The 24,121-nt window shown below is 70.0% G+C and carries 23 protein-coding genes; 22 read left to right on the top strand and 1 reads right to left on the bottom strand.

The annotated features are described in order from the left end of the window. The first annotated feature begins 31 nt into the window (after positions 1–31). The gene (locus AC1D2O_RS25370; RefSeq protein ID WP_478089627.1) at positions 32–1,135 is read left to right on the top strand and encodes a mandelate racemase/muconate lactonizing enzyme family protein; all 1,104 of its coding nucleotides are present in this window, start codon (positions 32–34) and stop codon (positions 1,133–1,135) included. A 94-nt stretch (positions 1,136–1,229) separates the two neighbouring features. Here the strand turns inward: AC1D2O_RS25370 and AC1D2O_RS25375 are convergent, their stop codons facing one another. Next, positions 1,230–2,036 (bottom strand): PaaX family transcriptional regulator, encoded by an 807-nt coding sequence (locus AC1D2O_RS25375; protein WP_478089628.1) that lies wholly within the window; start codon positions 2,034–2,036, stop codon positions 1,230–1,232. Positions 2,037–2,110: 74 nt separating this feature from the next. Here AC1D2O_RS25375 and AC1D2O_RS25380 point away from each other — a divergent pair, with 74 nt between their 5' ends. The 21 genes from AC1D2O_RS25380 to AC1D2O_RS25480 all read left to right on the top strand — a co-directional run bounded on the left by AC1D2O_RS25380 (position 2,111) and on the right by AC1D2O_RS25480 (position 24,053). Further along, complete coding sequence (locus AC1D2O_RS25380) at positions 2,111–2,893, top strand: crotonase/enoyl-CoA hydratase family protein (RefSeq protein ID WP_478089629.1); 783 nt, start codon at positions 2,111–2,113, stop codon at positions 2,891–2,893. 10 nt (positions 2,894–2,903) lie between these two features. Beyond that, positions 2,904–4,454, top strand: a complete 1,551-nt coding sequence (locus AC1D2O_RS25385; protein ID WP_478089630.1) for an AMP-binding protein — start codon at positions 2,904–2,906, stop codon at positions 4,452–4,454. A gap of 84 nt (positions 4,455–4,538) precedes the next feature. Next, entirely contained in the window at positions 4,539–5,747 is a 1,209-nt protein-coding gene (locus tag AC1D2O_RS25390; RefSeq protein WP_478089631.1) for an ABC transporter substrate-binding protein, read from the top strand. Next, positions 5,744–6,541 (top strand): ABC transporter ATP-binding protein, encoded by a 798-nt coding sequence (locus tag AC1D2O_RS25395; protein WP_478089632.1) that lies wholly within the window; start codon positions 5,744–5,746, stop codon positions 6,539–6,541. Before AC1D2O_RS25390 ends, AC1D2O_RS25395 begins: the two co-directional genes overlap by 4 nt. Continuing rightward, the gene (locus tag AC1D2O_RS25400; protein WP_478158106.1) at positions 6,525–7,241 is read left to right on the top strand and encodes an ABC transporter ATP-binding protein; all 717 of its coding nucleotides are present in this window, start codon (positions 6,525–6,527) and stop codon (positions 7,239–7,241) included. The genes AC1D2O_RS25395 and AC1D2O_RS25400 overlap by 17 nt, the downstream gene beginning before the upstream one ends. A 21-nt stretch (positions 7,242–7,262) precedes the next feature. Further along, the gene (locus tag AC1D2O_RS25405) at positions 7,263–8,135 is read left to right on the top strand and encodes a branched-chain amino acid ABC transporter permease (RefSeq protein ID WP_478089634.1); all 873 of its coding nucleotides are present in this window, start codon (positions 7,263–7,265) and stop codon (positions 8,133–8,135) included. A 2-nt stretch (positions 8,136–8,137) separates the two neighbouring features. Beyond that, complete coding sequence (locus AC1D2O_RS25410) at positions 8,138–9,067, top strand: branched-chain amino acid ABC transporter permease (RefSeq protein WP_478158107.1); 930 nt, start codon at positions 8,138–8,140, stop codon at positions 9,065–9,067. Between the two features lie 138 nt (positions 9,068–9,205). After that, a complete protein-coding gene (locus AC1D2O_RS25415) occupies positions 9,206–9,988 on the top strand; it encodes a GntR family transcriptional regulator (protein ID WP_478158130.1) in 783 nt (260 codons plus the stop codon). Positions 9,989–10,007: 19 nt separating this feature from the next. Then, positions 10,008–11,228 carry an ABC transporter substrate-binding protein gene (locus tag AC1D2O_RS25420; RefSeq protein ID WP_478158108.1) on the top strand — a complete coding sequence of 407 codons (1,221 nt, stop codon included), beginning with the start codon at positions 10,008–10,010 and terminating at the stop codon, positions 11,226–11,228. 64 nt (positions 11,229–11,292) lie between these two features. Beyond that, positions 11,293–12,165 carry a branched-chain amino acid ABC transporter permease gene (locus AC1D2O_RS25425; protein ID WP_478092496.1) on the top strand — a complete coding sequence of 291 codons (873 nt, stop codon included), beginning with the start codon at positions 11,293–11,295 and terminating at the stop codon, positions 12,163–12,165. Then, positions 12,162–13,142, top strand: a complete 981-nt coding sequence (locus AC1D2O_RS25430) for a branched-chain amino acid ABC transporter permease (protein ID WP_478158109.1) — start codon at positions 12,162–12,164, stop codon at positions 13,140–13,142. Before AC1D2O_RS25425 ends, AC1D2O_RS25430 begins: the two co-directional genes overlap by 4 nt. Continuing rightward, positions 13,135–13,902, top strand: coding sequence for an ABC transporter ATP-binding protein (locus tag AC1D2O_RS25435; protein ID WP_478092492.1), 768 nt, complete (start codon positions 13,135–13,137; stop codon positions 13,900–13,902). The genes AC1D2O_RS25430 and AC1D2O_RS25435 overlap by 8 nt, the downstream gene beginning before the upstream one ends. Then, entirely contained in the window at positions 13,899–14,609 is a 711-nt protein-coding gene (locus AC1D2O_RS25440) for an ABC transporter ATP-binding protein (RefSeq protein WP_478092491.1), read from the top strand. Before AC1D2O_RS25435 ends, AC1D2O_RS25440 begins: the two co-directional genes overlap by 4 nt. A gap of 41 nt (positions 14,610–14,650) precedes the next feature. Continuing rightward, positions 14,651–15,604 carry a tripartite tricarboxylate transporter substrate binding protein gene (locus AC1D2O_RS25445; RefSeq protein ID WP_478158110.1) on the top strand — a complete coding sequence of 318 codons (954 nt, stop codon included), beginning with the start codon at positions 14,651–14,653 and terminating at the stop codon, positions 15,602–15,604. Next, complete coding sequence (locus tag AC1D2O_RS25450) at positions 15,601–16,893, top strand: 3-isopropylmalate dehydratase large subunit (protein ID WP_478158111.1); 1,293 nt, start codon at positions 15,601–15,603, stop codon at positions 16,891–16,893. The genes AC1D2O_RS25445 and AC1D2O_RS25450 overlap by 4 nt, the downstream gene beginning before the upstream one ends. Beyond that, on the top strand, positions 16,890–17,396 hold the full coding sequence (locus AC1D2O_RS25455; protein ID WP_478087268.1) for a LeuD/DmdB family oxidoreductase small subunit: 507 nt from the start codon (positions 16,890–16,892) through the stop codon (positions 17,394–17,396). The genes AC1D2O_RS25450 and AC1D2O_RS25455 overlap by 4 nt, the downstream gene beginning before the upstream one ends. Continuing rightward, positions 17,393–19,093 carry a hydantoinase B/oxoprolinase family protein gene (locus AC1D2O_RS25460; protein ID WP_478087270.1) on the top strand — a complete coding sequence of 567 codons (1,701 nt, stop codon included), beginning with the start codon at positions 17,393–17,395 and terminating at the stop codon, positions 19,091–19,093. The genes AC1D2O_RS25455 and AC1D2O_RS25460 overlap by 4 nt, the downstream gene beginning before the upstream one ends. Continuing rightward, a complete protein-coding gene (locus AC1D2O_RS25465) occupies positions 19,090–21,162 on the top strand; it encodes a hydantoinase/oxoprolinase family protein (protein WP_478158112.1) in 2,073 nt (690 codons plus the stop codon). Before AC1D2O_RS25460 ends, AC1D2O_RS25465 begins: the two co-directional genes overlap by 4 nt. Further along, positions 21,159–21,773 carry a cysteine hydrolase family protein gene (locus AC1D2O_RS25470; protein WP_478158113.1) on the top strand — a complete coding sequence of 205 codons (615 nt, stop codon included), beginning with the start codon at positions 21,159–21,161 and terminating at the stop codon, positions 21,771–21,773. The genes AC1D2O_RS25465 and AC1D2O_RS25470 overlap by 4 nt, the downstream gene beginning before the upstream one ends. After that, on the top strand, positions 21,770–23,200 hold the full coding sequence (locus AC1D2O_RS25475) for an FAD-dependent oxidoreductase (protein WP_478087275.1): 1,431 nt from the start codon (positions 21,770–21,772) through the stop codon (positions 23,198–23,200). Before AC1D2O_RS25470 ends, AC1D2O_RS25475 begins: the two co-directional genes overlap by 4 nt. Then, entirely contained in the window at positions 23,190–24,053 is an 864-nt protein-coding gene (locus AC1D2O_RS25480; RefSeq protein ID WP_478087277.1) for an isocitrate lyase/PEP mutase family protein, read from the top strand. Before AC1D2O_RS25475 ends, AC1D2O_RS25480 begins: the two co-directional genes overlap by 11 nt. Positions 24,054–24,121 lie beyond the last annotated feature (68 nt).

A 24,121-nucleotide genomic window follows, 5' to 3' on the forward strand; every position in this document is an offset into this window, starting at 1 on the left:
GCGGACTGATCTCACGAATCCCCACATCACCATGACCAAGATCGACCAGGTCGAAATCGCGCAGATCGACATCGCGCCGAAGGTGCGGCGCACCGATGCCATCCAGTCCTTCGTCACGCAGGAGACCGTGCTGGTCACGCTGCGCTGCGACGACGGCTCCGCCGGCACCGGCTACACCTACACCATCGGCACCGGCGGCTCGTCGGTCGTGGCGCTGCTGCGCGACCATCTCGCGCCGCTGCTCATCGGCCGCGATCCTCAGAGCTACGAGGCGATCTGGCGCGACCTGTTCTTTCATACGCATGCCACCGCGGTCGGCCCCATCACCAGTCTCGCGCTGGCGGCGGTCGATACCGCGCTGTGGGACCGCAACTGCCGGGCTGCCGGCGTGCCGCTGTGGCGCATGGCGGGCGGCGCCAAGTCGCGCGTGCCGCTCTACACCACCGAGGGCGGCTGGCTGCACCTGGAGCCCGGTGATCTGGTCGAGCAGACGCTGGCGGCCAAGGCGGACGGTTTCCTTGGCGCCAAGATCAAGGTCGGCAAGCCGCATGTCGCGCAGGACATGGCGCGCTTGTCGGCCGTGCGCCATGCGGTCGGCGCGGACTTCGAACTGATGGTCGATGCCAACCAGAGCATGTCGCTGTCCGAGGCCATCCGCCGCGCGCGCCAGTATGCCGAGCTCGACCTGGCCTGGTTCGAGGAGCCGATGCCGGCCGAGCACGTGGCCGCGCATGCGCAACTGCTCGCCAGCACCAGCGTGCCGATCGCGGTCGGCGAGTCGATGTACCACCTGTCGCAGTTCGGCGAGTACATCCGGCAGGATGCATGTTCGATCGTGCAGGCCGACGTGGCGCGCGTCGGCGGCATCACGCCCTGGCTCAAGATCGCGCATCTGGCGGAGGCGCACAACCTCGCGATGTGCCCGCACTTCCTGATGGAGCTGCATGTGAGCCTGTGCGCGGCGGTGCCGAATTCGCGCTGGGTCGAGTACATCCCGCAGCTGGACGATCTGACGACCAGTCGCTTGCGCATCGAGGACGGGCATGCGCTGGCGCCCGAGACGCCAGGCATCGGCATCGAGTGGGATGCGGATCAGCTCAGGGCGCGGCGCAAGTTCGATCCGATCCTGATCTGAACGCCGGGACGGCTCAGTCCGCCGCCGGGCCGCCCCAAGGCGGACTGCGCCCCCTCGGGGGGCAGCGAGGACACGCAGTGCCGAGCGTGGAGGCTCAGCCCCCGAGCACGTCTCGCCAGATCCTGCGAGCCTGCGCCTGGTAGGCGCGGGTCGCCTCGATCAGCGCGCGACGCGGCCGTGCCGGCTGGATCGCCTCGGGCAGCAGCGGGTCGAGAACGATGCTTCGAATCACCGCGCGTCCCACCAGCAGCGTTTCACGCGCCGCGGCCTCGGGGGTCATGCGCGCCAGGCGCGCGCTGCTGCTGTCGATCAGCTTCAGTGCGCTGCCGTAGGCGGCCGACAGCGCGGGCACATCCCAGAGGCCCATCATCCGCGCGGCGGCATCGGCGTCGAAATCGCGGCCGGTGAAAACCAGACTGCCGGGCGCCATGCCGAGCCGGGCCAGCGCCGTCCGCATCGCGTCCGCACCGCCGTCGAGGTTGTCGGGTCGCACCGAGATGCCCGCTGCCAGCGCGCGGAAACCGTTCAGGTCCAGGGCGCGCAGATGGTGCCGCCAGGCGGTCTTGTCGCTGCGCAAGACCGCGCCGTCGTGCACCACCAGCCAGCCGCCCGACCAGGGCCCCATGCGGCTTTCCTTCTCGAACCAGTGCTGCACCTCGTAGTGCACCGAGTTGCCTTGCAGTTGCACGGCATAGCAGCCGCGCCCGGTCTTGACGATCCGGTCCTGGCCCAGCAGGCGCGTCAGCGCCACCCGCACGCTGGGCGTGCTGATCCCCATGATCTCGCCCGCGCGCGCGAGCGCCTGCACGGTCATGTGCGGCTCGGGATGGGTGATCAGCAGGTCGAGCACCAGATCCGCAGCCGAAGGTTCGCCTTCCTCAATGTTATGAAATATGTCCATTTAGGTGAAAACGAGTAATCTTTCTTGTTTCGGTGCGAATATCATTTTCGTTGAAATATCAAGGGAGCAACCGAGTGGCGAGTTCATTCATCCGGACCGAAGTCGACGGTCCAGTGTGCACGATCATCCTGGACCGTCCTGCCGTTCGGAATGCGGTCGACGGCCCGATGGCGGCCGAACTGCGCCAGGCCTTCGAAGCCTTCGAAGCCGACGACGCGCTGCGGGTGGCGGTGCTGTGGGGCGCCGGCGGCCACTTCTGCGCCGGCGCCGACCTCGGCGCCGTGGGCGACCCGGCCCGCCGCCATGAACTCGACCGCCAAGGCGGTGGCAGCGGCCCGATGGGGCCGAGCCGGATGGCGCTCGTCAAGCCCCTGATCGCTGCGGTCAGCGGCTATGCCGTGGCCGGCGGGCTCGAGCTCGCGTTGCTGGCCGACCTGCGGGTGGTCGAGCGCGATGCGGTGTTCGGCGTTTTCTGCCGCCGCTGGGGCGTGCCGCTGATCGACGGCGGCACGGTGCGGCTGCCGCGCACGGTCGGCATGGGCCGGGCGCTCGACATGATCCTGACCGGCCGGCCGGTCGGCGCCGAAGAGGCGCTGGCGATGGGCCTGGCCAGCCGCCTGGTCGAGCCGGGTGCCGCCCGCGAGGCCGCCGAGGCCCTGGCACGCGAGATCGCCGCCTTCCCGCAGCGCTGCATGCTGGCCGATCGCGCCTCGGCCTATGGGCAATGGGACCTGCCGCTGGCGCAGGCGCTGCGCGCCGAAGGCGCCCAGGGGGTGCCGGTGGTGTTCGAGGAAGCCGTGGCCGGTGCGGCGCGCTTCGTCGACGGCGCCGGCCGCCATGGCCGTTTCGACAAGTAGGACAGCGCGCATGGCCCCCACCACCCTGGACCTGATCCGCCGCGGCGCCGCCCAGCACGGACCCCGCACCGCCGTCAGCTTCGGCGACCGCAGCCTGAGCTTCACCGAGGTCGATGCGCTCAGCGCCCGCCTGGCCCATGCGCTGCGCGCCCGCGGCGCCGTGCCGGGCACGCGCGTCGCGCTGCTGGTCAACAACAGCATTTACAGCGTGCCGCTGGACTTTGCCTGCGTGAAGGCGGCGCTCAACCGCGTGCCGCTCAACGCCCGGCTCTCGCTGCCCGAACATGTGCGCATGTTGCAGGACACGGGCTGCCGCCTGCTGGTGTTCGGCGCCGACCTGGCCGAGCGCGCCGCCGCCCTGCGCGAGGCCCTGCCCGGCCTCGACTGCCACGGCCTCGATGCCAGCCTGCCCGGCGGTGCCGACCTGATCGCCGCGGCCGCCCAGCAGCCCAGCCGCGACCCCGCGGTGCAGGTGGCGGAGAGCGACGTCATCCTGACCCTCTTCACCTCCGGCACCACCGGCACGCTCAAGGCCGCCCAGCACACCCAGGGCTCCTATGCCGCGATCTGCCGCAACGTGCTGCTCAACCTGCTGCCCGCGACGCCCGACGACGTGATGCTGCATGCCGCGTCGCTGATCCACGCGAGCGGCGTCTTCGTGCTGCCCTTCTGGCTGCGCGGCGGCCGCACCGTGATCCTGCCGGGCTTCGAGCCCGAAGCCTTCCTGGCTGCGATCGAACGCGAGCGGGCCACCGCGGTCAACCTGGTGCCGACCATGCTGCAGATGCTGGTCGAGACGCCGGCGATGGCCCGCTGCAAGGTCGATGCGCTGCGCTACGTGATCTACGGCGCGTCGCCGATGCCGCGCACCGTGATCGAACGGGCGATGGCCGTCTGGGGCCAGCACCGCTTCTGGCAGTACTACGGCCAGACCGAGGCGCCTCTGTGCCTCGCGGTGCTGCGGCCGGAAGACCATCACGGCGATCGCCTCGGCGCCTGCGGCCAGCCCGCGCTCGAGGTCGAGCTGCGCCTGCTCGACGAGTCCGGGCAGGACGCGCCGCCCGGCCAGCCCGGCGAGATCGCGGTGCGCGCGCCCTCCGCGGTGGCCGGCTACCACGCCGCGCCAGAACTCACGGCGCAGACCTTCCGCGCCGACGGCTGGGTGCTCACGCGCGATGTCGGCGTGTTCGACGCGCACGGCTTCCTGTTTCTCAAGGACCGCACCTCCGACATGATCGTCAGCGGCGGCTACAACGTCTATCCGCGCGAGGTCGAGGAGGCGCTGCTGGCGCACCCCGCGGTGCGCGAATGCGCGGTGGTCGGTCTCCCCGACGAGAAGTGGGTCGAGGCGGTCGCCGCCGTGGTGGTGCTCGCGCCCGGCCACGCCGGCAGCGATGCGCTGGCCGCGGAACTGGTCGCGCACGTGGCGGCCCGGCTGGCGTCGTACAAGAAGCCGCGGCACGTGCGTTTCGCCGAGCAGATTCCGAAGACGGCGGTGGGCAAGCTCAACCGCCGCGCCCTGCGCGATCGCCTTCGCGCCGCATCCGATCCGCCGGCCTGACGCGCCGGCCGGTCAGCGCGGCACAAGAGACGGCAAAAGCCGTCCGCCGCGAACAGGTCTGTCACACCACCAGGGAGAGAAGACATGGAGATTCGCAACACCCGAAGGGCCGGCCGCTGGCTGGCCGTGGCCGCACTCGCAGCCGGCGCCCTCGGAGCGCAGGCCCAGAAGCGCTATGACGCCGGCGCCAGCGACACCACGATCCGGATCGGCAACACCATGCCGTATTCCGGGCCGGCGTCGGTCTACGGCACGGTCGGCAAGACCGCCTCCGCCTACTTCCGAAAGATCAACGCCGAAGGCGGCATCCATGGCCGCAGGATCGAGTTCATCTCGCTCGACGATGCCTACAGCCCGCCGGTGGCCGTGGAGCAGACGCGCAAGCTGGTCGAGCAGGAGAAAGTGCTGCTGATCTTCGGCCCGCTCGGCACGCCCAACAATGCCGCGACCCAGAAATACCTCAACCTCAAGAAGGTGCCGCAGCTCTTCGTGAGCTCGGGTGCTCAGCGCTGGGGCGACCATCGCCAGTATCCGTGGAGCATGGGCTGGAACCCCACCTACGTCACCGAAGGCCGTATCTATGCCAGGCAGATCCTGGCCAGCCAGCCCGGGGCCCGGGTGGCCGTGCTCTACCAGAACGACGAGTTCGGCAAGGACAGCCTGCGCGGCTTCCTCGAGGGGCTGGGCGACAAGGCGACATCGGTGGTGGTGGCCCAGGCCAGCTACGAGGCCAGCGACCCCACGGTGGACAGCCAGATCATCAGCCTCAAGAGCTCGGGCGCCGACACGCTGCTGAACTTCTCCCAATCCAAAGTCGCCGCGCAGGTCATCCCCAAGATGGCCGCGATCGGCTGGCAGCCCGCGCACTACCTGTCCAACGTGTCGAACTCGGTGGCCGCGGTGCTCAAGCCGGCCGGCCCCGAGCATGCGAAGGGCATCGTGTCCGCCACCTTCCTGCGCGACCCGAGCGATGGCCGCGAAAGCCCGGAGGTGCGCGACTTCGCCGCCTTCATGAAGCAGTACTACCCCGAGGGCGACGCGAGCGACATCCTCAACGTCACCGGCTACTCGATGGCGCAGACGCTGGTCCAGGTGCTGACCCAGGCCGGCGACGACCTGACCCGCGCCAACCTCATGAAGCAGGCCGCGAGCCTCGACATGGCGCTGCCGATGCTCTACCCGGGCATCCGCCTGAAGACCGGCCCCGGCAACTTCTATCCGATCACGCAGATGCAGCTGGTGCGCTTCGACGGCACCCGCTTCGAGAAATTCGGCGACGTGCTCGGCCAGTGAACACGACGTCGACCCGCGCGCCGCTGCTGCGCGTGGAGGGAGTGTCGGTGCGCTTCGGCGGCATCCTGGCACTCGACGACGTGTCCTTCAGCGTCGAAGCGGGGCAGATCTGCGGCCTGATCGGCCCCAACGGCGCCGGCAAGAGCACCGTCTTCAACTGCCTCTCGCGCATCTACGACTGCGGCGCGGGGGGCATCGAGTTCGACGGCCGGCGCATCTCGGAGCTGCCACGCCACCGGATGGCCGCCGAGGGCATCGGCCGGACCTTCCAGAACCTGGCGCTGTTCCGCAGCATGACCGTGCGCGAGAACCTGCTGGTCGGCGGCCACGGCCGGCACCCCGCGGGCTTCGCGGGAACGATGCTGCGGCTGCCCGGCGAGCGGCGCATGGAGCGCGAGGCGCAGGGCAGGGCGGACGGCATGCTGCGCTTCCTGGCGCTCGAGGAGGTCGCCGGCCGCGTCGTGGCCGACCTGCCCTTCGGCACCCAGAAGCGCGTCGAGCTCGGCCGCGCGCTCTGCGGCCGGCCGCGCCTGCTGCTGCTCGACGAGCCGGCCTGCGGGCTCAACCACCAGGAGCTCGAAGGCCTGGCCGCGCTGATCCGCGAGATCCGCGACCGGCTGGGCGTCACGGTGCTGCTGGTCGAGCACCACATGGGCCTGGTGATGGCGATCTCCGACCGGGTGGTGGTGCTGAACTTCGGCCGCAAGATCGCCGAGGGCACGCCGGCCGCGGTGCGGCAGCACCCGGAGGTGATCCAGGCCTACCTGGGAGGCGAGCATGCCGGCACTGCTTGAGGTGGAGGGCCTGCATGCCGCCTATGGCGCGAGCCGGGTGCTGCATGGCATCGACCTGGCGATGCGGGCCGGTTCGGTCACCGCGCTGCTGGGCGCCAACGGCGCCGGAAAGACCACGACCTTGCGCGCGCTGTGCCAGATGGGGGTGCGCACCACGGGCGCGATCCGCATCGGCGGCGAGCGCGCCGACGGCCGGCCGACCGAGCGGATCGTGCGGCTCGGCGTCGCCCACGTGCCCGATGGCCGCGGCACCTTCCTGGCGCTGAGCACCGAGGAGAACCTGCGCCTGGGCGCCTACCTGCGGCGCGACCGCGCGGGCATCGTGGAAGACTTCGAGCGGGTCTACAACTACTTCCCCCGGCTCAGGGAGCGCCGCGGCCAGCAGGCCGGCACCCTGTCCGGCGGCGAACAGCAGATGCTCGCGATCGGCCGGGCGCTGATGTCGCGGCCGCGCCTGCTGCTGCTCGACGAGCCGTCCTTCGGCCTCGCGCCGCTGATCGTGCGCGACATCTTCGAGATCATGCGGCGCATCAACGCGGAGCAGGGCGTCTCGATCCTGCTGGTCGAGCAGAACGCGGCGCTGGCGCTGGACATCGCCGACTCGGTCTACCTGATGGAGACCGGCCGCATCGTGCTGCACGGCACGCCGCAGGAGGTCCGCGCCGACGACGCGGTGCGCCGCGTCTACCTCGGTGGCTGAGCGAGAAGAACGGGAGACAGCATGGAAGCATTCCTGCATCAGCTGCTGGCCGGCCTGGCCACCGGCGGCATCTACGCCAGCGTCGCGCTGGCGCTGGTGATGATCTACCAGTCGACCCACCACGTGAACTTCGCGCAGGGCGAGATGGCGATGTTCTCCACCTGCCTGGGCTGGGCGATGCTGCAGGCCGGCTTGCCCTACTGGGCGATGTTCGCGCTGACCGTGGGCCTGTCCTTCGTGTTGGGCGCACTGGTCGAGCGGATCGTCATCCGCCCGCTGCGCGAGGCGCCGGTGCTGTCGGTGGTGGTCGTCTTCATCGGCCTCTTGATGATCTTCCACAGCCTGGCCGGCTGGTGGTTCGGCTTCACGATCAAGCGCTTCCCGAGCCCCTTTCCGGAGCGGGCCTGGTATGGCTCGGCGCTGATGTCCGCGCACGAGGTCGGGGCCATCGCCATCACGCTGGCGGTGATGGCGCTGCTCTTCGGGTTCTTCCGCTTCACCTCGCTGGGCCTCGCGATGCGGGCGGCGGCGCAGAACCCGGCGTCGTCGCGGCTGGTGGGCATCGACGTCGGGCGCATGCTGATGCTCGGCTGGGGCCTGGCCGGCGCGGTCGGCGCCGTGGCCGGCATGCTGGTGGCGCCGGTGGTCTTCCTCGATCCGGGCATGATGGGCGGCGTGCTGATCTACGCCTTCGCCGGCGCACTGGTCGGCGGCATCGACAGCCCGGCCGGCGCGGTGCTCGGCGGCTTCATCGTCGGCGTGCTGGAGAACCTGATCGGCAGCTACGTGGTGGGCACCGAACTCAAGCTCACGGTCGCGCTGGTGCTGATCGTCGGCGTGCTGATCGTGCGGCCGAGCGGACTGTTCGGCAAGACCATCGTGGTGAAGGTCTGACCATGAGCCTTTTTGAACGCACCGCTGCCGCGCTCTTGCTGGCGCTGGCCATCGCCTTTCCCTTCCTGGCCGAGGGCTACGCCGTGTTCCAGGCCACCATGGTGCTGTCGTACGCGGTGGCGCTGCTGGGGCTCAACATCGTGACCGGCTACAACGGGCAGGTCTCGCTCGGACACGGCGCCTTCTATGCCCTCGGGGCCTACGCGGCGGCGATCCTGATGGACCGCTACGGCATGCCGTACTGGGCGACGATCCCCGCCGCGGGGGCGGTCTGCCTGCTGGCCGGCATCCTGTTCGGCCTGCCGGCGCTGAAGCTCGAAGGCCTGTACCTGGCACTGGCCACCTTCGCGCTCGGCGTGGCGATGCCGCAGCTGCTGAAGTACAAGCACCTGGAGCCGTGGACCGGCGGCGTGCAGGGCCTGGTGCTGGCCAAGCCGGACGCGCCGTTCGGCCTCCCGCTCACGCAGGACCAGTGGCTCTACCTGTTCGCGCTGGCCGTGACGGTGGCGCTGTTCGCGCTGGCGCGCAACCTGCTGCACAGCGGGGTCGGCCGGGCGATCGTCGCGATCCGCGACCACCCCCTGGCGGCGCAGAGCACGGGCATCGACAACCGCCGCTACAAGGCCGGCGCCTTCGGCATCTCGGCGATGTACACCGGCATCGGCGGCGCCTTGTCGGCGATCGCGGTGCAGTTCGTCGCGCCCGATTCGTTCACGATGTTCCTGTCGATCTCGCTGCTGGTGGGCGTGGTGGTCGGCGGCGTGGGAACGATCTCGGGCGCGCTGTACGGCGCCCTGTTCATCATGTTCGTGCCGACCGCGGCCGAGAAGATCTCGAAGGCCGCGCCATGGGCCATCTATGGGGCGGTCCTGATCCTGTTCGTGTTCCTGCTGCCCGGCGGGGTGGCGAAGCTGCTGCGCAAGCGCTCCTGATTCGCGCGCAGGCACCGGCGGGCGGGCTCCGCACCATGCCGGTGCCCTGCCGAAGGGCGGCCCATGATCTGTAGCTTGTCCTCAAATGTCCCATTGACAGAACATTGGAAGTGCTCAACCATCGCGGGCATGTCGCAGATGCCCTTGCCGAAGTACCACCAGATCTATCTGGTGCTGCGCGAGCAACTCGACGAGGGGCGTTTCGCCGAAGGCCTGCCGGGCGAACTGGCGCTGATGGAGCAGTTCGGCGTGGCCCGCGTCACCGTGCGGCGGGCGCTCGGCCAGCTGTCCTCCGAAGGCCTGATCTCGCGCAACCCCGGCCGGCGCACACGCCCCGTTCCGCCGGCATCGGGGGCCGAGCCCCGCGCGGGTGACGGCATGGCGCGCGCCAACCTGCGCGGCCTGCTCGAGAACCTGGTGACCATGGGCCTGCACACCTCGGTCAAGGTGATCGACGTGGCGACGATTTCGGCCTCGGCCCAGGTCGCCGAAGCGCTGCAGCTGAAAGCCGGCGACGCGGTGCAGAAAGCGGTCCGCGTGCGCTCGACGCGCGAAGGGCCGCTGTCGCACATCACGACCTACGTGCCGAACGACATCGCGCGCAAGTTCGGCCGCCGCGAACTGGCGAAGAAGCCGATCCTGGTGCTGCTCGAGGAGTCGGGCGTGAAGGTCGGCCGCGCGCACCAGACGATCTCGGCACGCCTGGCCGACAACGTGCTCGCGGAGCACCTCGAAGTCTCGGTCGGCTCGGCCCTGCTGGCCGTGCGCCGCCTGATCTACGACGAAGCCGAACGCCCGGTGCAGTGGCTGCACGGCTTCTACCGGCCCGACCGCTACACCTACGAGATGCAACTGTCGCGCGTCGGCAGCATCGACGCCAAGGTGTGGGTCAGCAAAGACGTGTCAGCCCAGTTCAACTGAAGAAAAAGGAAAAAGCCCCATGCCCAATCGCCTCGATCGCCAGGACCGCCGCCGCTTCATGTCGCAATCCGCCGCCATGGCCTCGGCCATCGCCTTCCCGCTGGTGGCCGGTGCCCAGCCCAAGCCGATCAAGGTCGGCGTGCTGCATCCGGTGACCGGTGCGCTGGCCTATTCGGGCCAGCAATGCCGGCTCGGCGCATTGATGGCGATCGAGGACATCAACAAGGCCGGCGGCATCAAGTCGCTGGGCGGCGCCAGGATCGAGGCACTGCTCGGCGACGCGCAATCGCAGCCGCAGGCCGGCGCGGCCGAGGTCGAGAAGATGAACGAGGCCGGCGTCTCGGCCATCGTCGGTGCCTTCGCCTCGGCGATCTGCCTGGCCACCACGCAGGCGGCGGCCAAGTACAACCTGCCGCACGTGGTCGACGTCGGCGTGGCCGACCAGATCGTGGAGCGCGGCCTCAAGAACACCTTCCGCTTCGGTCCCGGCTACAAGAAGTCGACCGAGGTCGCGATGGCCAACCTGCTGGTGCTCAACAAGGCGGCGGGCAATCCGGCCAAGACCGTGATGATCATCCACGAGGACTCGCTGTTCGGCTCCGGCACCGCGGCGCTGCTGGCGCGCGAGCTGCCGGGCTACGGCTTCGACGTCAAGGAGGTCGTGAAGCACGCCAACCCGACACGCGACTTCAACAACATCGTGCTGCGCATGAAGTCGATCAACCCCGACATCGTGATTCCGGCCAACTACTACAACGAGTACGCGCTGCTGGTGCGCACCATGCAGCAGCAGAAGGTCAAGCCCAAGGCGATCTTCTCGGTGCTGGGCGGCGCGGCGTCGAGCTACAAGTTCGTCAAGGAGTTTCCGGACGCGGCCAACGGCATCATCGACTGCAACCACTGGTTCAACCCCAAGGACAAGCGCTCGGCCGAGCTGCGAAAGCGGGTCGAGGCGCAAGGCCAGTTCTTCAGCTACGAGGTCTTCATGACCTATACCGCGATGGGCCTGCTGGCCGACGCCCTGGAACGCGCCGGGTCGAGCGAGCGCGCCGCCATCATCGATGCGCTGGAAAAGAGCACTTTCTCGAGTCACATCATGCCGTACGGCCCGACGAAGTTCGCCAATGGCCAGAACGAGGGCGCGCAGCCGCTGATGACGCAGGTCGTGAAGAACGACATCAAGGTGATCATCCCGCGCGAGTTCCGCGAGGTCGAGCCGCTCTTCCCGCTCAACGCCTGAACCGGCAAGCAAGACGCCCTGCCGCGCGCCGCGGTGCGGGCGGGTCTCACGCCGACACCGCACCATGTTCGACCCCAGCATCCTTTTCTCGTCCGTCCTCAACGGCCTGACGACCGGCGCGGTCTATGCCCTGATCGCGCTCGGCCTCACGCTGATCTACGGCGTGCTGCACATCATCAACTTCGCGCACGGCGCCTCGCTGATGCTGGCCCTCTATGCGGTGTACTTCCTCAAGGAGCGCTGGGGCATCGATCCCTACCTGGCGCTGCCGATCGTGATCCCGGCCATGTTCGCGCTCGGCTACGGGCTGCAGCGCATCGTGATCAACCGCGCCGGCCACGGCAAGGACGAGAACATCCTGCTGGTCACGCTCGGCATCGCGATCGTGATGGAGAACCTGGCGCTGCTGTTCTTCAAGTCGGACACGCGCAACATCGACACCGCCTATTCGCTCAGCACGGTCGCCATCGGCCCCGCGATGATCGCGGTGCCCAAGCTGGTGGCCTTCGCCGGTGCGCTGGTGGTGTCGGCGCTGCTGTTCTGGGTCATGGGCCGCACCGACCTGGGCCGCGCGATCCGCGCGGTGGCCAAGGAGAAGGAGGGCGCCAAGCTGATGGGCATCGACGTCGACCATGTCTACGCGATGAGCTTCGGCATCGGCCTGGCCTGCCTCGGCGCGGCCGCCTGCTTCCTGCTGCCGGCCTACTACGTGAACCCGCAGGTGGGCGGCGGCTTCGTGCTGGTGGCGTTCACGATCGTGGTGCTGGGCGGCATGGGCAGCTTCGTCGGCGCGCTGATCGGCGGCTTCCTGGTCGGTGTGGTCGAGTCGCTCGGCGGGCTGTACCTCGGCGAGTCGCTGGGTCAGATCGGCATCTTCGCGATCTTCATCGGGGTCGTCTTGTTTCGGCCGCAGGGCATGTTCGGAGCGAAGGAATGAGTGGTCCTCGTCAACTGGTCGGTATTGCGCTCTTCACGGTGCTGGTGGCTTGCGTGCCGCTGGTCAGCCACTCGGGCGCGACCCTCAACTTCGTGATGATGGCGCTCTACGCCACGCTCATCGCGCAGGCCTGGAACATCCTGGGCGGCTTCGGCGGCCAGTTCTCCTTCGGCCATGCCCTGTTCTTCGGCTCCGGTGCCTACATCCAGGCGATCGCGCAGCTGCAGGGCGGCATCAATGCCTGGGTCGCGCTCGGACTGGCGGTCGTCGGTGCCGCCTGCGTCGGCCTGTTCATCGGCGCGCTGACCTTCCGCTACGGGCTCAAGGGCTCCTACTTCGCACTGGTCACGCTGGCGTTCGCCGAGGTCTTTCGCATCGTTGCGCTGTCGGTGCCCTTCACCGGCGGCGGTGTCGGCCTGATGCTGCCGCTGCGCGAGGCGCCGTCGAACCTGCAGTTCGCCTCGCGCGCCGGCTACCTGTGGGTGGTGCTGGCCTTCGTCACGGCGGCGCTGCTGATCAGCTGGTGGCTGCGCAACGGACGTTTCGGCGCCTGGCTGCAGGCGGTGCGCGACAACGAGGACGCGGCGCGCGCGGTGGGCGTGAACCCGTTCCGTGTCAAGCTCTGCGCGATCGGCATCTCGGCCGCCTTCATGGGCGCGGCCGGTGCGTTCTACGTGCAGGTGTTCCAGTACATCGACCCCGGCATCGCCTACGGCCCGGCCACCTCGGTCGAGGCGCTGGTCGCGGCCATCGTCGGTGGCGTCGGCACCCTGTGGGGCCCGGTGCTGGGCGCGGTGGTGCTGCATCTGCTCGCCGACCTGACGCGCAACCTGTTCGGCGAACTGCCCGGCATCAACATGGTGATCTACGGCACGGTGCTGGTGCTGATCGTGATCTTCCTGCCGCGCGGCATCGCGGGCCTGGGGCTCTCGGTGCGGCAACTGTGGGCGCAGGCGTCGGGAGGTCCCCGTGGCTGAACCGCTGCTCGTATTGAATGGCGTCTCGCGCTCCTTCGGCGGCCTGAAGGCGGTGCAGGACGTGAGCCTCTCGGTGTCCGAGGGCAGCCTCACGGCGCTGATCGGCCCCAACGGCGCCGGCAAGACCACGCTGTTCGCGCTGATGTCGGGCTTCTTGAAGCCCGATGCCGGCACGGTTCGTTTTGCCGGCCAGGACATCACCGGCCGCGAGCCGCATCGCAACGCGATGCTCGGCATGACGCGCACCTTCCAGATCGTGAAGCCCTTCGCGGCCCAGACCGTGCGCGAGAACATCGCGGTCGGCGTGCACCTGCACGAGCGCAGCCGCGGTGCGGCACTGCGGCGGGCCGACGAGGTGGCGCAGCGTGTCGGTCTCGCGGCGCAACTCGACAAGCCGGCCTCCGACCTCACGGTCGCCGGCCGCAAGCGGCTCGAACTGGCCCGTGCACTCGCCACGCAGCCGCGCCTGCTGCTGCTCGACGAAGTGCTCGCCGGCCTCAACCCGCAGGAGATCGCCGAGATGATGCCGGTGGTGCGCGGCATCGCCGACGGCGGCGTCACGGTGCTGATGATCGAGCACGTGATGCAGGCCGTGATGAACCTGGCCGAGCATGTCTGGGTGCTGGCGCAGGGCCAGCTGATCGCCGAGGGCAGTCCGGCCCAGGTGACGTCGAACGACAAGGTGGTCGAGGCCTATCTGGGCCACGGCACCGCGGCGCGGCTGCGCAAGGCGGCGGCCGCGAAGGGAAATCACGCATGACCGCCTTGCTTGACATCCAGGGCCTGCGCGGCGGCTACGGCCGCGTCGAGGTGCTGCGCGGCGTCGACCTGCAGGTGAATGCCGGCGAGATGGTCGCGCTGCTGGGCAGCAATGGCGCGGGCAAGTCGACCCTGAACAAGATGGTCTGCGGCCTCTGTCCGGCCTGGAGCGGCAGCGTGCGCTTCGACGGCAAGGACCTGAGCGGCGCGCACTACCGCGAGGTCGTCAAGGCCGGCCTGATCCAGGTGCCCGAAGGCCGCAAGGTGTTCCCGAACCTCAGCGTGCTCGAGAACCTCGAGCTCGGCTCCTTCACGCGGGCCCGCGAGCGCCGGGCCGCGAACCTCGACAAGGTGTTCGACATCTTCCCGCGCCTGCGCGAGCGCATCCGGCAGAACGCCGGCACCATGAGCGGCGGCGAGCAGCAGATGCTGGCCATCGGCCGCGGGCTGATGGCAGAGCCCGTGCTGCTGATCCTCGACGAGCCTTCGCTGGGCCTGTCGCCGCTGCTGGTCGAAGAGATGTTCACGCTGATCCGGCAACTGCGCGACGGCGGCCTGGCCGTGCTGCTGGTCGAGCAGAACGTCGGCCAGTCGCTGGAGATCGCGGACCGCGCCTACGTGCTGGAGAACGGCAGCGTGCGCTTCTCGGGCGCGCCGGACGACCTGCTCGGCAGCGACGAACTGCGCCGGGCCTACCTGGGCCTGTGAGCGCCGCCCGGATTGCCTTGTGAAACCCTCGGAGTGATCCAATGAAACGCAGAGACATCCTGATCGCATCCATGGCCGCACTGGCCGGCGCCGCCCAGGCCCAGGTCGGCAACGCGCCCGTTCGCATCCTGGTCGGCGCGCCGGCCGGCGGCTCGACCGACACCATCGCCCGCACGCTCGCGGCCGGCATGGGCCCGGTGCTGGGCCGCACCGTGATCGTCGAGAACCGGCCCGGCGCCGGCGGCAATATCGCCGCCGATGCGGTTGCCAAGGCGGCGCCCGACGGCAACACGCTGCTGATGAGCTTCACCAGCCATGCGATCAACGCGACGCTCTATCCCACGCTGCCCTTCGACCCGGTGAAAGACTTCACGGCACTGACCTGCGTCGCGACCTCGCCGTCGATCCTGGTCGCCCATCCGTCGGTGCCGGCGAACAACGTGCGCGAGCTGATCGCGCTGGCCAAGGCGAAGCCGGGCCAGCTCAACTTCGCGATCGGCGCGCTGGGTTCCTCGCTGCACATGGCCGGAGAGGCCTTCAAGATGCAGTCGGGCGTCTACATCGTCAACATCCCGTACCGGGGCACCGCACCGGCCGTGCAGGACGTGCTCGCGGGCCAGGTGCAGCTGATGTTCGCGGCGGTCGGCAACGTGCAGCAGCACATCTTGGCCGGCAAGCTCAAGGCGCTGGGCGTGACCTCGGCCCGGCGCCTGCCCGAGTTCCCGGACCTGCCGGCCATTGCCGAGACCTTGCCCGGCTACGAGTCGAGCGCCTGGTTCGGACTGTTCGGGCCGGCGCACATGCCGCCCGAACTCACGCGCCGCGTCGCCGACGCGGCGCGCCGGGCGATCGGCGAGCCGGCGATGCGCAAGCGTTTCGACAGCGAGGGCGTGATTCCGGTCGGCAATACGCCGGAGCAGTTCGGCCCCTTCGTCCAGAGCGAGATCAAGCGCTGGGCCCAGGTGGTCAAGTTTTCGGGAGCCAAGCCGGAATGAGCACTTCGACCTCCATCCTCACCGCCGCGCCGCCGCAAACGCTGGCGCAGAAGCTCATCGCCCGCGCCTGCGGCCGCGAGGCCGTCGCGGTGGGCGAGATCGTCACCTGCGCGGTCGACATGGCGATGTTTCACGACTCCTCGGGTCCGCGCCGGCTGCAGCCGATGCTCGAGGAACTCGGGGCGCAGATCTGGGACCGCTCGCGCATCGTGCTGGTGATGGATCACTACGTGCCCGAGCGCGACGACGACTCGCGCCGCATCGTGCGCATCGCGCGCGACTGGGCGCGCGACCAGCAGCTGCCGCACGTCTACGACAGCCAGGGCATCTGCCACGTGGTGGTGCCGCAGCACGGCCACATCCGCCCAGGGATGCTGTGCGTCGGCGGCGACTCGCATTCGCCCACCGGCGGCGCCTTCGGTGCCTACATGTTCGGCGTCGGCAGCACCGAGATGCTCGGCGTGGTAGTCACCGGCGAGATCTGGCTGCGCGTGCCCGAGACGATCCAGATGTGGTGGGACGGCGCGCTGCCCGCCGGCGTCACCGCCAAAGACATGATGCTGCACATGCTGGCGCGCTTCGGCATGAACGGCGGCCGCTATCAGGCGGTCGAGTTCTGCGGGCCGGCGGTGCGGGCGCTGTCGATGCAGGAGCGCATGACGCTGTCGAACATGAGCGCCGAGCTCGGCGCACAGGCTGGCCTGATCGCGCCCGACGCGACCACCTCCGCCTTCCTGGCCGAGGCCGGTGCGCCACCGGTGGATGCCGCGCCGTGGTTCACCGATGCCGACGCGGCGTTCACGCGCCACCGCTTCGACGCCTCCACGCTGGAGCCCCATGTCGCGGCGCCGCACAGCCCGGCCAACGCCCATGGCGTGAGCCGCTATGCCGGCACGCCCATCGACGTCGCCTACATCGGCGCCTGCACCGGCGCCAAGCTCGACGACCTGCGCGCCGCGGCGCAAGTGCTGCGCGGCCACCAGGTCGCCAGCGGCGTGCGGCTCATGGTGGCGCCGGCCAGCCTGCGCGACCAGGAACAGGCGCGCGATGAGGGCGTCCTGCAGGTGCTGCTCGATGCCGGTGCCGAACTCCTCCCCACGGCCTGCGGCGCCTGCTCCGGCTACGGCGATTCGATCGGAGACGACGTGACGGTCATCTCCACCACCGCGCGCAACTTCAAGGGCCGCATGGGCTCGCCGAGCGCGCAGGTGTACCTGGGCTCGCCTTACACCGTCGCGGCGTCGGCGCTGCGCGGCCGCGTCACCGATCCGCGCGAGGTGCTGGCATGAGCGGCGACACAACGCACCGCGTCTGGCGCCTCGGCGCCGATGTCGACACCGACGTGCTCGCGCCGGGCCACGCGATGAAGCATGGCATCGACATCATCGCCCGGCATTGCCTCGAGGCCGTGCGGCCCGAGTTCGCCCGCGAGGTGCGCGCCGGCGATGTGATCGTCGCCGGGCCCAACTTCGGCATCGGCTCTTCGCGCGAACAGGCCGCCGCCGTGCTCGTGCACCTGGGCGTGGCCGCGGTGATCGCGCCCTCGTACAGCGGGCTCTATTTCCGCAATGCCTTCAACCTCGGGCTCCTGCTGCTGACGTGTTCCGAGGTCGAATCGTTGAAGGACGGCGACCGCGTCGCCCTGGACGTGGCGCGGCCCTCGGTGTCGATCCCCGGCGGCCGGACGCTGACTTGCGAACCCGTGCCCGATTTCCTGATGGACATGGTCCGCGCGGGCGGCCTCCTGAAGCAGCTCCGGCAGCGCATCGCCAAAGAAAGAACCGAACCATGAACGATTCACCGATCCCCTCGATGGACCCGGTCACGCTGGCCGTGCTGCGCGGCCGCCTCGAACAGGTGGCCGACGAGATGGACGCGACGCTCTACCGCAGCGCCTTCAATCCGATCATTGCCGAGGCTCACGATGCCTGCCACGGCCTCTACGATGCCGCGAGCGGCGACACGCTGGTGCAGGGCAAGTCGGGCCTGCCGGTGTTCGTCGGCGCGATGGCCTTCGCGGTGCGCGCGACCGCGGCCGCGGCGGCGCCGCGCGGCGGCATGAAGGATGGCGACATCTGGATCAGCAACGATCCCTACGACGGCGGCACCCATGCCAACGACTTCAAGCTGGTGCGGCCCTTCTTCCGCGACGGCAGGCTCTACTGCTACATGGCCTCGGCCGCGCACTGGCATGACGTCGGCGGCGCGGTGCCCGGCAACTACAACCCGTCCGCCACCGAATGCTGGCAGGAGGCGGTGCAGATCCCGCCGGTGCGCATCGTGCGCGACGGCGTGCTCGACCCCGACGTGCTGGCGATCCTGCGCGCCAACACGCGGCTGCCCGAGAGCCTGTGGGGCGACCTCAACGGCCAGCTCGCCGCGCTCGAACTCGGCGCCAAGCGGTTGCACGGCCTGCTCGACGAATACGGCGATGCGCTGGTGCTGCAGGCAATGGGCGAGCTGCGCAGCCGAGCGCTGCGCCTGATGCGTTCGCACATCGCCTCGCTGCCGGACGGCCGCTACAGCTTCGAGGACGTGCTCGACAACGACGGCATCGTCAACGAGCCGCTGACCATCGCGCTCGACATGACGGTGGCGGGCGACCGCCTGCTGCTGGACTTCTCGCGCACCTCGCCGCAATGCGCCGGGCCGGTGAACATCTCGCGCGCCACCGCGATCGCGGCCTGCTACGTGGCGCTCAAGCATGTGTTTCCCGATGTGCCGGCGAATGCCGGCGTGCTCGATGCGGTCGATTTCCTGATCCCCGACCGGCTGGTGATCAGCGCCGAGCGGCCGCGGCCGGTCGGCGGCTACACCGAGACCATCCTGCGCATGATCGACGTGATCTTCAGCGCCACCGCGCAGGCCGATCCGTCGCGCGCCGTGGCGCAGGCCTACGGCACGATCAACGCGCTGTCGATCGCGGGCCACCGCAGCGACGGGCCCCGCAAGGGCCAGCGCTGGGTGATGTTCAGCTTCTTCGGCGGCGGCCACGGTGGCCATTCGGGCGGCGACGGGCTCTCGCATGCCAACGCGCCGATCTCGACCGCGACCATTCCGCCGCTGGAAATCCTCGAGGCCGCCTACCCGGTGCGCTTCACCGAATGGGCGCTGCGCCCCGGCTCCGGCGGCGACGGCCAGTTCCGCGGCGGCCTGGGCGCGGTCTACGAGATCGAGCTGCTCGAGAAGGATGCCGAGGTCTATGTCTTCGGCGAGCGCGGCAGCTCGCCGCCCAAGGGCATCGCGGGCGGCGGATCGGGCGCGGTCAACGTCTTCAGCTACGAGAACGACGGCGCCTGGCATCGGCCGCCGATGGTGTCGAAGATGCACGGCATCCGGTTGGCCCAGGGCGAGCGTGTGCGGCTCGAGACACCGGGCGGCGGCGGCTGGGGCGCGCCGGCACGGCGCAGCGGCGCGCAGCGCGCACAGGATCAGGCCATGGGCTATGTGAACAACGGCGAAGCAACGGACAAGAAGGCCGCGCAATGACAGCAGCAGCACACACGGAAAAAGCCCCTGGCCGGCTGGTCGTCGGCGTCGACGTCGGCGGCACCTTCACCGACCTCTTCGTGCTCGACGAGCACGAGGGCACGGCGCGCATCGTCAAGGTTCCGTCGACCCGCGGCGAGGAAGCCCGCGGCTTCATGAACGGCGTGGCGCGCGTGGCCGATTCGGCTTCGGCCATCGCGACCATCGTGCACGGCACCACGGTCGGCACCAACGCGCTGCTCGAGCGCAAGGTGGCGCGCACCGGCATCATCACCACGCGCGGCTTCCGCGACGTGCTCGAGATGCGCCGGCGCGACCGGCCCGAGACCTGGGGCCTGCGCGGCAGCTTCGTGCCGGTGGTGCCGCGCGACCTGCGGCGCGAGGTCGACGAGCGCGTGCTGGCCGACGGCACGCTGCACACGCCGGTCGATCTCGACCAGGTGCGGGCCGAGGCACGCTCGCTGCTGGAGGCCGGCTGCGAGGCGGTCTGCGTGTTCTTCATCAACACCTACGCCAATCCCGAGAACGAGCGGCTGGCGGTCGCCGCGGTGCGCGAGTCGTGGCCGAACGCCCATGTCACTTCGGCTTGCGAGGTGCTGCCCGAGATCCGCGAGTTCGAGCGCTGCTCGACCGCCACGCTCAACGCCGCGCTGCAGCCCGTGGTGGGCAGCTACCTCGAACGCCTGGAATCCGACCTGCGCGCGCAGGGCTTCGAGGGCGAACTGCTGGTGGTGCAGAGCAACGGCGGCGTGATGTCGCGCCAGACTGCGAGCGACCTGCCGGTGCGCACCGCACTGTCGGGCCCGGCGGCCGGCGTGATCGCCTGCGCGGCCATCGCGCGCGCGGCTGGCTTTCCGAACGCGATCACCGGCGACATGGGCGGTACCTCCTTCGACGTCTCCCTGGTCGCCAATGGCGAGGCGGCGCTGGCGGCGCAGACCGCGATCGAATTCGGCATGGTGATCCGCTCGCCGATGATCCAGATCGAGACCATCGGCGCCGGTGGCGGCTCGATCGCCTCGGTCGACGCCAGCGGCATGCTGCAGGTCGGCCCCGAGTCGGCCGGCAGCATCCCCGGGCCGGCCTGCTATGGCCGCGGCAACATGCGCCCGACGGTGACCGATGCCAATGTGCTGCTTGGCCGCATCGCCGCCGACCGGCCGCTCGGCGGCGGCTTGCTCGCGGCGCTCGACGCCGGGAAGTCGTTCCAGGCCATCGACGCGCATGTCGCCAAGCCGCTGGGGCTCGACGTGTACCAGGCGGCGGAGGCGATCCTCACGGTGGCCAACGCGCGCATGGCCGGCGCGATCCGGCTGGTGTCGATCGAGCGCGGGCATGATCCGCGGCGCTTCGCCTACATGCCCTTCGGCGGCGGCGGTGCGCTGCATGTGTGCGCGATGATGCGCGAGGTGGGCGTCGCCATCGGCATCGTGCCGCGCTACCCCGGCGTGACCTCGGCGCTCGGCTGCGTGATCGCCGACATGCGGCACGACGCGGTGCAGACCCTCAACCGCCCGCTCGACGAACTCGATGTCGCGCATCTGGGCCAGCGCATCGCCGAACTCGCCGAGGCCTGCCAGCAGCGGCTCGATTCGTCGGGCGTGCGCTTCGACGAGGTGCGCGAGGTGATCGCGCTCGACATGCTCTATGCGGGCCAGACGCACACGCTGCCGGTGCTGCTGCCGGCAGCCACGGCGCAAGCCTTGACGCGTGAAGCCATCCGCACCGCCTTCGAGTCCAGCTACAGCACCGCCTTCGGCCGCGTGCTCGACGGCATCGGCATCCGCGTGATGAACCTTCGCTATGCCCGCATCGGCGTGCGGCCCAAGTTCGATCTGGCTGTGCTTGCACCGGTAGGCGAGGGCAGCAGCGCGCCGCTGGGTACGCAGCGTGTGTTTCACGACGGGCAATGGCGCGAGGCGCTGCGCTATGCGCGGCTCGAGTTGCCGGTCGGCGCACGCATCGACGGGCCGGCGATCCTCGAGCAGGCCGACACCACCGTGTGGCTCGAGCCCGGCTTCCAGGCCGAGGTCGATGCGCATGGCAACCTGCTCGTGAGGCTGTCGTGAGCAGCACGGCGAAGCTTCGCGGGGCGACCACCGCGCTGGTCGTGATCGACCTGCAGAACGATTTCCTCGACGCCCAGGGCGCCTACGCCCGCGGCGGCGACAGCAACCCGCCCGCGCTGCTGCTGCCGGATCGCGTGGCCACCGTGGCGCGCGCCCTCAAGGCGGCCGGCGGGCTGGTGGCCTCAAGCCAGTTCACGCTGTGGCCCGATGCGGCCGGCGAGCCGATGGTGTCGCCGCACCTGAAGGCGCTGCGCCCGTACCTTCGCAGGGGCGATTTCGCGCCCGGCAGCTGGGGCCAGGCGAACGTCGAGGCGCTGGCCGGCCTGGTCGACGTCGCGGTCAGCAAGGTCGCCTACTCGGCGTTCTTCAACACCCAGCTCGACTGGGTGCTGCGCCGCGCCGGCATCGACACCGTGGCGGTGTGCGGCATCGTCACCAATGGCGGCGTGGCGAGCACGGTGCGCGACGCCCACATGCGCGACTACCGAACGCTGGTGCTGGCCGATGGCTGCGCGGCCTTCGGCGAGGAGCGGCACCAGACCTCGCTGGCCGACATGCGCAACGTGGCCGAAGTCACGGACTGCGCGGCCTTCGTCCGGTCGCTGGCATGACGGCCCAGGTCGAAGGACCGGTGCGCAGCGTCCGCCGCGCCGCCCGGATCGAGGCCGAGATGCACGTCGACATCGCGATCGTCGGCGCCGGCGCCTGCGGGCTCACGGCGGCGCTGATGCTGCACGACGCCGGCATCGAATGCGTGCTGCTCGAGCGCGATGCTGTGCCGAGGGGATCGACCGCGCTGTCCTCGGGCTTCATTCCCGCACCCGGCACGCACGCGCAGCGCCAGCAAGGAATCGAGGGCGACAGTCCCGCGTGCTTCGCGGCCGACATCCAGGCCAAGGCCCATGGTCGCGCGGCACCGGCATTGGTGCTGGCGTATGCCGAGGCCATCGGACCGGCGCTCGATGCCCTGCAGGCCAGGCACGGCCTCGACTGGATCGTGCTCGACGGCTTCCTCTATCCCGGCCACAGCGTTCACCGGATGCATGCCCTGCCGCAGAAGACCGGTGCGGCACTGATGGCGCGGCTGCAAGCGGCGGTGGAAACGGCAGGCATCCCGGTGCTGACGCAGGCGCTGGTCGACACGCTGTGGTGCGACGACGCCGACCGTGTGATCGGCATCGGCTACCGCCGTCCCGATGGCCACGAGGAAACGCTGGCCTGCGACGCACTGCTGCTGGCCTGCAACGGCTTCGGCGGCAATGCGGCGATGGTCCGCGCGCTGCTGCCCGACATGGCCGAAGCGGCCTTCGGCGGCCATGTGGGCAACGACGGCAGCGCCATTCTCTGGGGCCAGGCGATCGGCGCCCGATTGCGCGACCTCGGCGGCTATCAGGGGCATGGCTCCTGGGTCACGCCGCAGGGCGCGCTGATGTCCTGGGCCGTGATGATGGAAGGCGGCGTGCAGATCAACCGCGAGGGCCGGCGCTTCCATGACGAGACGCAGGGCTATTCCGAAGCCGCGGTGCATGTGCTGGCGCAGCCAGGCGCTGTCGCCTGGAACGTGTTCGACGCGCCGCTGCTCGAACTTGCGCGCGGCTTCCCCGATTTCTGCGAAGCGGAGGCTGCGGGCGCGCTCAGGCGCTGCGACACCGTGGCCGATCTCGCGGTCTGCATCGGCTGCGATGCGGCGACACTGCAGTCGACCCTCGATGGGCTGCAGGCCGGCATGCCGCAGTCCGATGGCCGCGTCTTCCAGCGCGTGCTGGCCGCGCCGTACTTCGCGGTCAAGGTCACGGGCGCGCTGTTCCACACGCAAGGCGGACTCGACATCGCGCCGGATGCGCGCGTGCTGCGGCAGGACGGCTCGCCGCTGCCGAACCTGCTGGCGGCCGGCGGCGCCGCGGGCGGGGTCTCGGGCGACGAGGTCTGGGGCTATCTGTCGGGCAACGGCCTGCTGAGCGCAGTCGCCGGCGGCTCTATCGCGGCGCGCACCGCCGCCGCACTGGTCAAGGAAAGGAAGGCATCCCATGGCCGATGAATCATTCAAGTCGCGCCTCGCGCGCAACGACATCCTGCTGGCGCCGGGCGTCTACGACGCACTCAGCGCCCTGGTGGCGGAGCAGGCCGGCTTCGAGGCGCTGTACCTCTCGGGCGCCTCGATCGCCTACACGCGGCTCGGGCGCTCCGATGTCGGGCTCACCACCTTCACCGAGGTCGAGGACACGCTGGCGCGCATCACCGAGCGCGTCGGCCTGCCGGTGATCGTCGATGCCGACACCGGCTTCGGCAATGCGCTCAACACCCAGCGCACCGTGCGCGGCTTCGAGCGCGCCGGTGCCGCCATGGTCCAGATCGAGGACCAGGGATTTCCCAAGCGCTGCGGCCACCTCGACGGCAAGACCGTGGTGCCGCAGCGTGAGATGGTCGGCAAGCTCAAGGCGGCGCTCGACGCACGCGCCTCGCCCGGGACGCTGATCCTCGCGCGCACCGATGCGGTCGCGGTCGAAGGGCTGGACGCGGCGCTCGACCGCGCGCAAGCCTATCTGGAGACCGGGGTCGACGCGCTCTTCATCGAGGCGCTGCGTTCGCCCGCGCAGATGGACGCGGCCTGCCGCCGCTTCGCGCAGCGCGTGCCGCTGCTGGCCAACATGGTCGAGGGCGGCAAGACGCCGGTGCAGGACGCGGACGCGCTGCAGGCGCATGGCTTCCGGATCGCGATCTTTCCGGGCGGCACGGCCCGCGCGGTGGTGCACACGCTGCAGGGCTATTACGCGAGCCTGCAGGCGCATCGCACGACGCTGCCCTGGCGCGACCGCATGCTCGACTTCGATGGGCTCAATGAAGTGATCGGGACGCCGGCGCTGATGGCGGCGGGGCAGCGCTACGAGTAGAACTTACTGCCAGAGGGTTCGCGCGCGCACGCGCCCTCATCCGCGTTCACTGCTGGTCGGCGTCGTAA

Source organism: Variovorax sp. P1_G12, assembly GCF_056405555.1.